The following is a 13,133-nucleotide window of genomic DNA, read 5'->3' as shown; positions in this document are numbered from 1 at the left end:
GACTTTGACACTGCCGACACAGCTCGATCACGCATGCGCCTGCGCCCGCGTCCTGATCTGCACGAAGAGTAGCAGAGCCACGAGCGCGAGACCAAGCCAGGCGGGCTGCGGCACATCGATACCGAGCGCCCATTCGGTCGCTCCCTCGAGCAGGCTCGGGAACACCAGCAGGAGCCCGGCGAGCGTCCACACCGCCCGCTCGACGCCGGCGACGCGCCGCATCGCGAAGCCTTGCGCCGCCACCGCGAGCGCACCGAGCCCGACCGCGGTCTTCACCGCGATCAGCACGACGTCGATCCAGGTGCCGCCCTTCGGCACCGTCATCAGGAGCCCGACGCCGAACGGGTCGAGGATGAAGACGAACGGCACCAGGAAGGCCGGCAGCGTGTATTTCCACGCCTGCAGGGTGGTGCGGTAGGGATTGCCGCCCGTGATGGCGGCGGCCGCGAACGGCGACAGCGCGGTCGGCGGCGACACCTCGGACAGCACCGCGTAGTAGAAGATGAACATGTGCGCGGCGAAGTCCGGCACGCCGAGCTTGATCAGCGCCGGCGCCGCGATGACGGCGCAGATGATGTAGGAGGCCGTCACCGGCACGGCGAGGCCGACGATCCACACGATCAGGGCCGTGTAGAGCGCGGTGAGGAGCAGGCTGTTGCCCGCATAGGCGAGCACGATCGAGGAGAACTTCAACCCGAGCCCGGTCAGCGTGACGACGCCGACGATGATGCCGGCGCTGGCGCAGGTGGTCGCCGCGTTGAGCACGCCGATCGTGCCGTCGGCCAGCGCCTTGACGAGCTTCCTCGGCCACAGCGCCGTCTCGGGGCGCAGGAACGACAGGCCGAAGGCGAGCAGCGTCGACCAGAACACCGACAGCATCGGCGAGAAGCCGGCCACCATGAAGCCGATCACGGCGATCAGCGAGACGAAGTGGAAGCCGTAGCGCCACAGCATCTGCGGGATGGTGAGGGACGTGTCGTAGGGCACCGTGCGGGCGCCGAACTTCTTCGCGTCGAGCTCCACCATGAACAGGAGAGACAGGTAGTAGAGGGCGGTCGGGATGATCGCCATCCAGATCACGTCGAGATAGCTGATCTTCAGGAACTCGGCGATCAGGAAGGCGGCGGCGCCGAGCACGGGCGGCGACAGGATCGCGCCCAGCCCCCCGGCCGCGAGCAGGCCGCCCGCGGCATTCCGCTCGAAGCCGGCGCGCGCCATCATCGGATAGGCGACGGCGCCGATCGTCACCGTGGTGGCGACGCCGGAGCCGGACGGGCCGCCGAGCAGGAACGAGGAGAGCACCACGGTGCGGCCGGCGCTGTTCGGCTTGCCGCCCATCACGGCGAGCGAGAAGTCGATGAAGAACTTTCCGGCGCCGGAATGCTGCAGGAAGGCGCCGTAGATCGTGAACATGATGATCAGGCTCGACGACACGTCGACGGCGACGCCGAAGATGCCCTCGAGCGTGATGAACAGGTGCCCGACCAGCCGCGTGAAGGTGTAGCCGCGATGCGTCCAGGGCGGCGGCAGCTCGGGCCCGATCAGCGCGTAGACAATGAACAGGATCGCCACCACGGGCATGATCCAGCCGGTGGTGCGGCGCGTCGCCTCGAGCAGCAGGACGATGAAGATCACGCCGAGAATCACGTCGAGCCGGTCCGGCACGGCGGCCCGATCGGTGAACGCCTCGCCGCCCAGCAAGGCGTAGCCGAGAATGCCGACGCAGGCCGCGGCGGCGAGCACGTCCCACCAGCGGATGGCGTTGCGGAAACGCGTCGCGAGCGGGAACAGGAGAAAGCCCAGCACCAGCACGAAGCCGACATGGACGTAGCGCAGCTCCTGGGTCGGCACGATGGCGTAAGCCGCATAGAGGTGGAACAGCGTCGAGACGACCGCGATCGTGGTGACGATCAGGCCGGCGCGGCCTGACAGCCGGTTCGCCGCGCCCTCCTCCTGCTCGATATAGGCCTCGGCCTTGCGCAAGGCCTCGTCCGAGATGGCGCCCTGGGTGGTGAGACGGACGTCGGGCAGCGCCGAGTCGACCGGCGCGGGACGGCCCGAGGAGCCCGGCACGTAGCCGGGCGGTGGCTCCAGCGGCCGGAACGGATGGTCGGCGCCGTAGGCGTGGCTCGACGCGGCGGAGGGCGTCGAGGCCGGTGTCGATGGCGGGGTCGCCCCGGCGGGCGTGGTCGACGGAGGTGGTGCAGCGGGCGTCGTCCCCGCCGGTGTCGCGGCGGTCGTAGGCTGCTCGGCGGGCGCCCCATCCTGCTCCCGGTCACGACGAGACTGCGGCGCGCCGGGCGCGCCGGTCCGCTGGTCCACCATGCGCATGTCCTGCCCTGGGCCGCCCGGACGGGCAGCCGTCACGACGGGCTCTGCGGCCCGCTTCGACCGGAAGCCTCACAGGCCCGCGCGGGAATGTCCAGTGGGACGAACGGATGACGGGAGCACGCGGTGGGCGAGACGGGCGAGACGGGGCCGCCGCACCGCGGCGGCGTCTTCCCTCTCCCCGCACGCGCTGTCTTCCCTCTCCCCGCCGCGCGGGGAGAGGTTCGCCCCCTGTGCGGGGAGAGGTCGTCTGCCGAAGCAATAAAGACTCGCGGAAGCTGTAGAGAGAGGCGTCGCGCCGTCAGATCCGCTCCGGCCGCGCCACCGGGCGACCGTCCTCGCGTGTCACGCGGATGGCGAAGTCGTAGCGGCCGATGTCGAGGCAGATGTCGAGGTCGCCGGGATGCATGTGGGCGACCTCGGGGTCGCGGAACTCGGCGATCTGGCCGCCGGCGAGGATCAGGTCGCGCACCGCGGCGACCGCGCCGGGGCGGCCCTCCAGCAGGTTGCGCAGATGGATGGCGCAGACCTCGTCCTCGTCGGTGCGCTCGCGGCCGGCCCGGCCCATGGCGACCAGCGTCGTGCGGGCCGGTGCGCCGGCCAGCACGGCGCGCGCCGTCGCCGGCGCCGTCACCAGGGCCCCGGCATAGAGGCGGTCCGCCCCGCCGAGCGCGGCGACGATCCCCTGCGTGCCGGCGCTGGTGCGCTGGACGATGGTGCGGCCGGTGACCTCGCGCTGCGACGCCTCGTAGGGGGAGTTGCCGAGGTCGAAGCCCGGCACCTTCACGCCGTCGATCTCGCCGATGACCAGGCTGCCGACGCCGGCGTCGCGCAGCGCGAAGGCGGCGTCGACCGTCTCGGTCATCACGATCTTGTCGGCGCCGCGGGAGAACAGCACGGCCGCCGTGGTGAAGGCGCGGAACACGTCGATGACGACGACGGTCCCGGTGGCGCGGCGAGCCCCCTCGAGCAGGCTGTCGATGACGATCTGCACGCGAAGAGCCCCCCGCCCCGTCGCCCGTCCATGCGTCCGCCTATTCGTCCGTCCGACCGACCGGCCGTGGCCGGTCGATCGTCGCATCGGTCGTCGCGTCCGCGGACGCGGTCGCGGCGCCTACTTCTTGGCCGGCGCGGCGTTCGGGGTCGGCGCCGGAGCGGGAGCCGGAGCCGGAGCAGCGCCGGCCGCCGGAGCGGCAGCCGGGGACGGGCTGGCCTCGGGCTTGTCCATCCGCTCGATCTTGGCCTCCTGGCGCAGCTTGTTCAGGAGCTCGATCTGCGCCTTGCGGGTCACGAAGGTCTCGATCTGGTCCTTCACCTGCTCGAAGGGGGGCGCGGCGCGCTTGCGCTTGTCCTCGAGCTTGATCAGGTGCCAGCCGAACGCGGTCTTCACCGGCTCGGAGACCTGGCCCTTGTCGAGCTTGAAGGCGGCCTCGGAGAACTCCGGCACCATCTGGTCCTTGGTGAACCAGCCGAGATCGCCGCCGTCGGCCTTGCCGGGCGGATCCTCGGTGAGCTCCTTGGCGAGCGTCGCGAAGTCCTCGCCCTTCTTGATCCGGGCGAGCGTCTCCTTGGCCTTCGCCTCGGCCGCGGCGGCCGCCTTCTGGTCGCTCGCGTCGGCGACCCGGAACAGGATGTGGCGCGCATGCGCCTCCTGCTCCTCGCCCATCTGCTTCACCGCCTCCTGATAGACGTGCTGCATCGCGTCGGCGGTGGCGCCGGCCTGGCCGACGTCGCGCAGCATGGTCTCCATCAGGGCCTTGTTGCGCACATAGGCGAGGCGCTTCTTGAAGTCGGCCGTGTCCTGGACCTTCTTGGCCTCGGCCGCCTTGGCGAGCAGCATCATGTCGGTCAGGTAGTTGACCAGCCAGTCGCGCTTGGCCTCCGGGGTGCCGGCCGGGATGTTGGAGCCGACGTCCTCCTCGGCGAGCGCGAGGTCGCTCTGCCGGATCTCGGTGCCGTCGATCTTCGCCACCACCGGATCCTGCGCCGGCGCACTCTGGCCGGCGGCCGGGGCGGGCGCCGTCGCCGGGGTCTGGGCGACGGCCGGGCCGGCCACCAGCGCCGCGGTCACGAGGAGAGCCGTCCCGATACGGGCACGGCGACGCGCCGGGCAGCCCGGACGCGCGGATGAGCTTTGCGTAATCATCGAGAATCCTTGGGAAAGACGGGCTTTCGCACCCGCCGTGACGGCCCCGCACCCTCGCCCAACGCGCTGCGGTTGGCAACCGGAAGGTCTGCTATCGGCAAACGACGGCATGATTGCGGCACGGACGATGACACGTTCGTCATGACAAAGCCTTGAGCGGCAAGGCCCGAGCCGCTTTTCGCCGGGTCCGGGCCGGATTGACAAGGCCCGGACCCCCTCCTATCTGTGCACCGCTCGCCGGTGTAACCCGTGGGATGTGCGACGTCGCGCGTCCGCGTCTTTTCCCCCGATGGCGCCGTGAACGCGGGCTGCTCCGGGCCACAGCGGGTCGCCCGGCGCATCCGGACGGGCCCGCATTCTCCTCGGGGCCGGAACCACCCGAGGCCTAAAGAAAGGACCTCCGGGATGTTCGGCGCTGTCGTCCGCAAGCTGTTCGGTAACGCGAACGACCGGCGCATCCGCGCCTACCGCCCCCGGGTCGACCAGATCAACGCGCTCGAGCCCGAGCTCGCGGCCCTCTCCGACGAGGCGCTGCGCGCCCGCACCGACGCCTTCCGCAAGGAGCTCGCCGCGGGCAAGACGCTCGACGACATCCTGGTGCCGGCCTTCGCCACCGTGCGCGAGGCGGCCAAGCGCACGCTGGGCCAGCGCCACTTCGACGTGCAGCTGATCGGCGGCATGGTGCTGCACGAAGGCGCCATCTCCGAGATGAAGACCGGCGAAGGCAAGACGCTCGTCGCCACCCTCGCCGTCTACCTCAACGCGCTCGCCGGCCGCGGCGTCCACGTCGTCACGGTCAACGACTATCTGGCCAAGCGCGACTCCGAGTGGATGGGCCAGATCTACAAGTTCCTCGGGCTCACGGTCGGCGTCATCGTCCACGGCCTCGACGACGAGCAGCGCAAGGAGCAGTACGCCTGCGACGTCACCTACGGGACCAACAACGAGCTCGGCTTCGACTATCTGCGCGACAACATGAAGTACCGGCTGGAGGACATGGTCCAGCGCGGACACGTCTACGCGATCGTCGACGAGGTCGACTCGATCCTGATCGACGAGGCGCGCACGCCGCTGATCATCTCCGGCCCGCTCGACGACCGCTCCGAGTTCTACAACACGATCGACACCTTCATCCCGCGGCTCGGCAAGGAGGACGTCGAGATCGACGAGAAGCAGCGCACCGTCGTCATGACCGAGATCGGCATGGAGAAGATGGAGCGCATGCTGCGCGAGGCCGGCCAGCTCAAGAGCGACTCGCTCTACGACGTCGAGAACGTTTCGGTCGTCCATCACGTCAACCAGGCGCTGCGCGCCCACAAGCTGTTCCAGCGCGACAAGGACTACATCGTCCGCAACGGCGAGGTGGTCATCATCGACGAGTTCACGGGCCGCATGATGCCGGGCCGGCGCTTCTCGGAGGGCCTCCACCAGGCGCTCGAGGCGAAGGAGCGCCAGCCGGTCCAGCCCGAGAACCAGACGCTCGCCTCGATCACGTTCCAGAACTACTTCCGCATGTACGAGAAGCTGGCCGGCATGACCGGCACGGCACAGACCGAGGCGGACGAGTTCCTCGACATCTACAATCTCGAGGTCGTCGAGGTGCCGACCAACCTGCCGATGCAGCGCATCGACGACGACGACGAGGTCTACCGCACCGCCGCCGAGAAGAACCGCGCGATCCTGACCCTGATCGAGGACTGCAAGGCGCGCGGCCAGCCCGTGCTGGTCGGCACGACGTCGATCGAGAAGTCCGAACAGCTCGCCGACATGCTGCGCGCCAAGGGCTGGGAGGCGCACGACTTCTCCGACCCGAACGCCTTCGCGGCGCTGTATTCGGGCGACGAGGGCGCCACCAAGGCCAAGGTGTTCGCCATCCTGAACGCGCGCTATCACGAGCAGGAGGCCTATATCGTGTCGCAGGCCGGCGTGCCCGGCGCCGTCACGATCGCCACCAACATGGCCGGCCGCGGCACCGACATCCAGCTCGGCGGCAACGCCGACATGCGGGTCCGCCAGGAGCTCGCCGACGTCGCCGACGAGGCCGAGCGCCACGCCCGCATCGAGGAGATCAAGGCTCAGGTGACGCGCCTGAAGGAGAAGGCGCTCGCCGCCGGCGGCCTGTTCGTGCTCGGCACCGAGCGGCACGAGTCGCGCCGCATCGACAACCAGCTGCGCGGCCGCTCCGGCCGCCAGGGCGACCCCGGCCACTCCAAGTTCTTCCTGTCGCTCGAAGACGACCTGATGCGCATCTTCGGGTCGGACAAGCTCGACGGCATGCTGCAGAAGCTCGGCCTGCGCGAGGACGAGGCGATCGTCCATCCGTGGATCAACAAGGCGCTGGAGAAGGCGCAGCAGAAGGTCGAGGCGCGCAACTTCGACCTGCGCAAGAACCTCCTCAAGTTCGACAACGTGATGAACGACCAGCGCAAGGTCATCTTCGAGCAGCGCATCGACTGGATGCGCGACGAGGTGACCAACGAGGTCGTCACCGACATGCGCCGCAGCGTCGTCGACGACCTGGTCGGCAAGCACGTCCCCGAGAATGCCTATCCGGAGCAGTGGGACACGCCCGGCCTGGAGGAGGAGCTCAAGCGCGTGCTCGGCCTCGACCTGCCGGTGCACGACTGGGCCAAGGAAGAGGGCATCGCCGACGAGGAGCTGACCGCCCGCATCGAGCGCAAGGCGGACGAGCACATGGCAGCCAAGGCGGCCCAGTGGGGCCCCGACGTGCTGCGCTACGTCGAGAAGTCGATCCTCCTGCAGTCGCTCGATCATCTGTGGCGCGAGCATCTCGTGATGCTCGACCATCTGCGCAACGTCGTCGGCCTGCGCGGCTACGCCCAGCGCGACCCGCTCAACGAGTACAAGGCCGAGGCCTTCGCCTTGTTCGAGGCGATGAGCCAGAACCTCCGCGAGGCCGTGACGTCGCAGCTGATGCGGGTCGAGATCGTCCAGCAGCAGCCCGACGAGGCGCAGCTCCCCTACATGGAGGCGACCAAGCTCGACCCCTCCACGGGCGAGAACGAGTTCGCGCCGGCCGAGGTCGGCGTCCTGCTCGGCAGCCGCCAGGACGGCGACACCGTCGCGGCCGCGGCGCGCGATCCCAAGAACCCCGCCACCTGGGGCAAGGTGGGCCGCAACGAGGCCTGCCCGTGCGGCTCGGGCAAGAAGTACAAGCACTGCCACGGCCGCTACGCCTGACCGCCATCCGGGCGATCCGCCCGGAGACGACCCGGCCGGAGTAGACCCGGCCGGCGACGGCTACGCGGCGGCGCCGAGCGTCTCGGCCCGCAGGCGGAACAGCCGGGCGAGCGGGCTCTCCGGCTTCGCCGCGGTCCGCTCGGCCGCCAAGGCCGCCGCCAGCCCGCCGTCGCCCGCCCGCAGCGCCGCCTCGATCAGGGTCAGGTCGATCACGTCGCGCTGGGCGTGGCTGCCGCCGAACCGATGGGCGATGCCGCGCACGGTACGCAACAGCCGCACCGTCTCGGCGAAGCGCCCCTCGCCGAAGGCGACGATCGCCTCCGTCACGGGCCGACCGACCTCGCGCGTGAACGCCGCGTTGTCGCCCGGCCCCGCCATGGCGACGCGCTGCGCCTCCATCACGCGCGCCGCCGAGTCCGGGCGGCCGGCACCGACGAAGGCCATCACGGCGTGCACGTCGTTGAAGGCGTAGAGCCCGGCACCGGCGACCGGCTCCCAGGCGTCGGCGAGAACGGCGAAGCGGTCCCCGACATCGATGCCACGAAGATGCAGGCGCCACAGCATCGCCGAGGCGTCGATCATCTCCAGGATCAGGGTCGCCTGCCCGCCCCGGATCGGGCCGTCATAGAGGGCCTTGACGGCATCGATCTCGCCCCGCTCCAGGTGATAGAGCGCGAGGTGCCACCAGTTGTGCACGGCCAGGAAGCTGCCGTCCGACCAGGCGTCCGGCCGGCGCCGCATCCAGGCGATGCCCTCCTCGGTGCGGCCCTGCATCTCCATCACATGGGCGACGGCGTGCTGGGCCCAGGCGTCGCGCGGCTCCGTCTCGACGGCGGCCCGGCCGGCCCGCTCGGCCTCGGCATAGGCGCCGGTCTCCTCCAGCCCGAAGGCCGCCATGCCGAGCACGGCGTGATGCTGGGGCACGGCCGGCGACCAGGCCGGCCGGGCGCGGGCGATGCGGTCGCGCAGCATGCGGGAGTCGCCGCGGAAGAAGTCGAGCTGGTGGCCGGCGAACAGCGCGAGGAGGTCGCGCGGATGCGCGATGGTGACGTCCTCCAGCACGCGCGCTGCCGCGTGCCAGCGGCCGTCGACGAGATGGGCGAGCGCCGCGACATGGCCGCGCTCCTGCGCGGTCGCCGCCCGGTCGGCGACGCCGGCGAGCGCGGCGCGTGCCACCGGCAGGCCGGCCGGCTCGGTGCCGAGCAGATGCAGCCACGCCTTCAAGGCGTGCGCCATCACGAAATCCGGGCTGTCGGTGAGGGCCGCGTCGACGGTCGCCACCGGGTCGTCGCGCAGCAGCACGAGCTGCTGCACGGCGGCGTCGTAATGGCGCGCGGCGGGGGCGCTCGCTCCGGTCAGGCGGTGGCCACGGATGTCCGTCACGATCATGGGGGTGCCTCCCGGCGCGACGCGCCGCTGGTGTCGTGCGAAAAAACGGCCTGGACCCTATCGGCCCGTCCGTCGCGGCATCAGTGAACCCGTGGTGCGGCCCGGTTCACGAAGGCGTCAGTCCTGATTTCAACCGCTTATGGCGCAAGTGCGCGGGGCCGGACCGACCCGCGCCGGCCCCCCCGCCGACAAGACCGTACCCGTGGTACAGTTCGCGATCGCCGCGAACCGGAGCCCCCGCCGATGTCGACCGCGATGCCCCAGCCGCGCCCGCGCCGCCGCGGCGAGACCCGCGAGCGTCTCCTCGCCGCCGCCGAGGCCGCCGTGCTGGCGAAGGGCTTCGCCGCCACCTCGATCGACGAGCTGATCGCGGCGACGGGCCTGACCAAGAGCGGCTTCTTCTATCATTTCAAGGACAAGGGCGAGCTCGCCAAGGCCCTGCTGCGGCGCTATCTGGAGCGCGACGAGGAGATCCTGGACGGCCTGTTCGCCCGCGCCGACGCGCTCAGCGACGACCCGCTGCACGGCTACCTGATCTTCCTGAAGCTGTTCGCCGAGATGCTGGCCGATCTGCCGGGCGCCCATCCGGGGTGCCTCGCGGCGTCCTATTGCTATCAGGAGCAGCTCTTCGACCAGGAGATCCGCGACCTCAACCGCGCCGGCGTGCTGGCCTGGCGGGCGCTTCCGCGCCCGCCTCGACCGTATCGCCGAGCGGACGCCGCCGCGGCTGCCGACCGACCTGGACGCCGTCGCCGACATGGCGGCGACCCTGGTGGAGGGCGGCATCGTGCTGGCGAAGCTGCTGCGCGAGCCGGCCGTGCTGCCCGGCCAGGTGCTCGCCTATCGCGACTACGTCCGGCTCCTGTTCGGAGCGGCGTGATCGCCGTCACTCCTCGGCCGCTGCCGCGGCGGCGGCCGGCTCGGCGGGGTCCGTCTCGGCCTCGGCGTCGGGCTCCTCGGTCGGAGCGGGCTTGGCCGGCTTGGTGTCCGGCTTGACGTTGGGCTTGGCCGGCGGCTTCCAGGAGGCGTCGCGCACCTCCCATTTGCACAGCTTGGTGCCGCTGCGCCGCTCGGCGAGATCGAGATGCACGTGGCTCTCGTGGTAGCCGTCCGAGCCCGGCCCGAGCACGGTCATGAACCGCCCGCAGACCGACTCGGCGAGCGCCGTGCGCACGCCCTTGTCGGCCAGGTGGTCGGTCAGCACCAGATTGCGGCCGCCGCCGAAGCTGACGGCCCGCACGTCGATCGCGTTGCCGGTGCCGTGCTCGCTCATCTTGGCGCCGACGACGCGGTTGCGGGTGCGGCACTCGGTCGAGGAATCGACCAGGAGACCCGTGACCGGGCCGGACGACGCGGTCAGCGCCACCACGTCCTCGCGCACCCATTGGGCGAAGGCCTCGGCCATCGTGCAGCGCAGCCGCGTCTGCGGCTGGAACGGCGCGTGGATCGCGATGCGGCCGCCGCCCGGCAGCCGGATCGCGGTGAGCTTGACGAGCTCGCGCGTCTCGCAGCCGGCCGGGCCGAGCACAGGCGGCTCGGGCTCCGCCTCGGCGAGGCCGGCGAGCCGGGCGAGGCAGGCGGTCTGGGCGGCGTCGCGCTCCGGATCGCCCACCGGTCCGGGGATCGGCAGTCCGGCCTCGTCGCGCGGCGGCCCCGGCCGCGGCAGCGGCGCCGTGACGGGCAGGCCCGCGGGCAACGGCGGCGGCGCGGGCGGCAAGATGATGGTGGTGGAGGCGGAGGCCGGCTGAAAACCCTGCCCTGGCGCGGCGGCCGGCCGCGGCCGCGGCAGCGGCACGGCGGCCCGGTGCGGCATGGGCATGCGCGCCGGCGCGGCGGCCGATGATGATGGGGCTGACGATGATGGGGCTGACGACGACGAGGCGGACGGCGCCACGGTGCCGCGCGGCAGTGGGGGCGCAGCCGACGGCGCGCCTTCGGGCGCCGCGACCGCCACACCGGCCGCGGCGGCCAGAATCATCGCCGCCAATGCAGACCCTCGCATGCGCCCTCGCCGTCCCGCCCGCCGCCGAAGCCGGCCGGCCCCCGTCGCGCCGCAGCCGGCGCCAGAGCGGTCTCGGGCGCCATTGTGGCGGCAGCGGGACGCGCGTTCGCGGGCCCGCCCTGCAAGGGGCGTCGCCTCGCCCGGACGGGCGAGTGCCCCTCCTTACGGGCGAGGCTCAGCCGCGCGCGTCGGCGGCGACCGGGCGCCAGACCAGGAGGCGGCGCTCGATCATGCTGACCAGGATGTCGATGACGATGACGAAGGCGGCCAGCACCGTCATGCCGGCGAACACGCCGGCGACGTCGAACACGCCCTCGGCCTGCTGGATCAGGTAGCCGAGGCCGGCCGCCGAGCCGAGATACTCGCCGACCACGGCGCCGACCACGGCGAAGCCGACCGAGGTGTGCAGCGACGAGAACATCCACGACAGCGCCGACGGCCAGTAGACGTGACGCATCAGCTGGCGCTCGCTCATCCCCAGCATGCGGGCGTTGGCGAGCACGGTCGGGCTCACCTCCTTGACGCCCTGATAGACGTTGAAGAACACCACGAAGAACACCAGCGTGACGCCGAGCGCCACCTTCGACCAGATGCCGAGCCCGAGCCACAGTGCGAAGATCGGCGCCAGCACGACGCGCGGCAGCGCGTTCATCATCTTCACGTAAGGATCGAACACGGCGGCGATCAGCGGCTTCCTGGCGAACCAGAAGCCGACCAGCACGCCGCCGAGCGAGCCGATCACGAAGGCGAGCACCGACTCGGTCAGCGTGATCCACAGATGCATCCAGATCGAGCCGTCGGCGAACCACTTGACGATCCGGGCGGCGACGTCGCCGGGCCGCGAGAAGAAGAACGGCGGCAGCAGGATGGTGCCGAAGATCGGCACGCTGGTCAGCACCTGCCACAGGCCGATGACCGCGACCGCGACGAGAATCTGCAGCGCCAGGAGAGTCAGGCGGGACATCGGCAGCCTCCGCTTCCATGCAGGGCGTCGACCAGGCGCTCCGTCACCTCTCCCCAGCGGGGAGAGGTCGACGCGCAAAGCGCGTCGGGTGAGGGGGTGCCGAGCCCTCCATGAGCGCCGTAAACCCTCACCCCGGTCGCGAGCTGCGCTCGCGCGCGACCCTCTTGTCGCGCAAGCGCGCGACCCTCAGGGAGAGGGTGCGGAGGGCGCGGCGGCTCTTCACACAACGCGACCATCATCCCAATCCCCCGGTCTGAGCGTAGCCCTTCATCACCTCGTCGCGGAGCACCGCCCAGATCTCGCGGTGGAGATCGTGGAAGGCCTTGTCGAGCTTGATCTCGGCGACCTCGCGGGGCCGCGCCAGCGGGATCGTCCAGTCGCCGATGATGCGGGCCGCCGGGCCGGCCGACATGATCACGACGCGGTCGGCGAGCGCGATCGCCTCCTCGAGGTCGTGGGTGACGAACATCACGCCCTTGCGGTCGCTGCTCCACAATTCGAGCAGCAGGTTGCCCATGATCTGCCGGGTCTGCGCGTCGAGCGGGCCGAACGGCTCGTCCATCAGGAGGATCTTCGGGTGGCGGATCAGCACCTGGGCGAGGCCGACGCGCTTGCGCTGGCCGCCCGAGAGCATGTGCGGATAGCGGTCGGCGAAGCCGCCGAGGCCGACCCGGGCGAGCCAGCGCGCCGCCTCCGCGCGCGCCTCCTGCTTCGCCGTGCCGGCGACCTCGAGCCCGATCGCGACGTTCTCGATCGCGGTCTTCCACGGGAACAGCGAATCGGCCTGGAACAGGTAGCCGGCCGATCGGTTGAGGCCGGACAGCGGCGCCCCGAAAATCTCGACCGCTCCGGCGGCGGGCGTCAGCAGCCCGGCGGCGGCGTTGAGCAGGGTCGACTTGCCGCAGCCGGTCGGCCCGACGATGGCGACGAACTCGCCGTCGGCGACCGACAGCGTGGCCTCCCGCACCGCCGTGAAGACCGAGCGGTCGGCGAGCCGGAACGCGATGGTGAGGTCGTCGAGATGCACGGCGCGCGGCGCCGCCGGCTCCCGGGCTGCCGCCTGCTGCACGCCCTTCCCCTTCCCTGATGGCCCATCATGATCC

The 13,133-nt window shown here is 71.1% G+C and carries 8 protein-coding genes and 1 pseudogene; 2 read left to right on the top strand and 7 right to left on the bottom strand.

Features of this window, described 5'->3' with window-relative positions:
* Nucleotides 1-27: 27 nt before the first annotated feature.
* The 3 genes from ABTU92_RS09000 to ABTU92_RS08990 form a co-directional block, all read right to left on the bottom strand.
* A complete protein-coding gene (locus ABTU92_RS09000; RefSeq protein ID WP_408089751.1) occupies nt 28-2,325 on the bottom strand; it encodes a TRAP transporter permease in 2,298 nt (765 codons plus the stop codon).
* 304 nt (nt 2,326-2,629) lie between these two features.
* Nucleotides 2,630-3,322, bottom strand: a complete 693-nt coding sequence (locus tag ABTU92_RS08995; RefSeq protein WP_408089749.1) for a 2-phosphosulfolactate phosphatase — start codon at nt 3,320-3,322, stop codon at nt 2,630-2,632.
* Nucleotides 3,323-3,442: 120 nt separating this feature from the next.
* On the bottom strand, nt 3,443-4,399 hold the full coding sequence (locus ABTU92_RS08990) for a peptidylprolyl isomerase (protein ID WP_408089747.1): 957 nt from the start codon (nt 4,397-4,399) through the stop codon (nt 3,443-3,445).
* A 480-nt stretch (nt 4,400-4,879) separates the two neighbouring features.
* Between ABTU92_RS08990 and secA the strand changes: the two genes are divergently transcribed.
* Nucleotides 4,880-7,675, top strand: coding sequence for a preprotein translocase subunit SecA (secA, locus tag ABTU92_RS08985; protein ID WP_408089745.1), 2,796 nt, complete (start codon nt 4,880-4,882; stop codon nt 7,673-7,675).
* A gap of 60 nt (nt 7,676-7,735) precedes the next feature.
* Here secA and ABTU92_RS08980 read toward each other — a convergent pair whose 3' ends face one another.
* Entirely contained in the window at nt 7,736-9,064 is a 1,329-nt protein-coding gene (locus tag ABTU92_RS08980) for a tetratricopeptide repeat protein (protein WP_408089743.1), read from the bottom strand.
* A gap of 243 nt (nt 9,065-9,307) precedes the next feature.
* On the opposite strand from ABTU92_RS08980, the pseudogene ABTU92_RS08975 reads away from it, so the two are divergent.
* Nucleotides 9,308-9,944 (top strand): annotated as a pseudogene (locus ABTU92_RS08975) (TetR/AcrR family transcriptional regulator).
* Between the two features lie 6 nt (nt 9,945-9,950).
* On the opposite strand, the gene ABTU92_RS08970 reads toward ABTU92_RS08975, so the two are convergent.
* The 3 genes from ABTU92_RS08970 to ABTU92_RS08960 form a co-directional block, all read right to left on the bottom strand.
* On the bottom strand, nt 9,951-10,883 hold the full coding sequence (locus ABTU92_RS08970; protein ID WP_408089741.1) for an extensin family protein: 933 nt from the start codon (nt 10,881-10,883) through the stop codon (nt 9,951-9,953).
* A 358-nt stretch (nt 10,884-11,241) separates the two neighbouring features.
* The gene (locus ABTU92_RS08965) at nt 11,242-12,030 is read right to left on the bottom strand and encodes an ABC transporter permease (protein WP_408089739.1); all 789 of its coding nucleotides are present in this window, start codon (nt 12,028-12,030) and stop codon (nt 11,242-11,244) included.
* Nucleotides 12,031-12,265: 235 nt separating this feature from the next.
* Nucleotides 12,266-13,099, bottom strand: coding sequence for an ABC transporter ATP-binding protein (locus tag ABTU92_RS08960; RefSeq protein ID WP_408089737.1), 834 nt, complete (start codon nt 13,097-13,099; stop codon nt 12,266-12,268).
* Nucleotides 13,100-13,133: the final 34 nt, after the last annotated feature.

This window comes from Rhodoplanes sp. SY1, assembly GCF_046000175.1.
Classification (GTDB): Bacteria; Pseudomonadota; Alphaproteobacteria; order Rhizobiales; family Xanthobacteraceae; genus Rhodoplanes.
This window is presented reverse-complemented; position numbering and strand designations above follow the sequence as displayed.